Source organism: Mesorhizobium sp. M7A.F.Ca.CA.002.15.2.1 (assembly GCF_003998715.1).
Lineage (GTDB): Bacteria > Pseudomonadota > Alphaproteobacteria > Rhizobiales > Rhizobiaceae > Mesorhizobium > Mesorhizobium ciceri.
Genome location: NZ_RZPI01001279.1, coordinates 1 through 440 on the forward strand (window position 1 = coordinate 1; position 440 = coordinate 440).

At 60.9% G+C, this 440-nt stretch carries 1 protein-coding gene; it reads right to left on the reverse strand.

Annotation, left to right across the window (positions count from 1 at the left end):
• Positions 1-440 (reverse strand): porin (locus tag ENZ74_RS34125; RefSeq protein ID WP_164761520.1); only part of this gene is annotated, 440 nt, incomplete at both ends.

Sequence of the window (440 nt, forward strand, 5' to 3'; positions counted from 1 at the left end):
GGACGATCGTGTCGTTGATGACGTTGCCGGCGTAACCGATGAAGGTGTCGAAGGCCGGGTCGTCCTTACCGACGCGCAGACCACCGAGCTGGATCCAGGCGAAGTTCAGCGTAATGCCCGTGTTGCGGGCCTGCCAGTTGTTGCGGCTGTCGTTGGTCGTGGCCTGGTTGGCATAGTCGCCGAAGCTGTTGCCGAAGTTGAAGCGGGTCTCGGTGTAGGTCTTCAACGTGCCGAGTTCGGTTTCCTGGCCGGTCCAGGTCTTCAGGTTGAAGCGGGCATTCTTCCAGTAGGTCGAGTGGTCGTCTTCGCCCATGCTGTCAGGAACGTGATTGACGCCATCGAACGAACCGGCATCACCCACGCCGACGTCGTAGCGGACATAGCCGCCGATGCGCAGGCAGGTTTCGGTGCCGGGGATGTAGAAGTAACCAGCGCCGTAG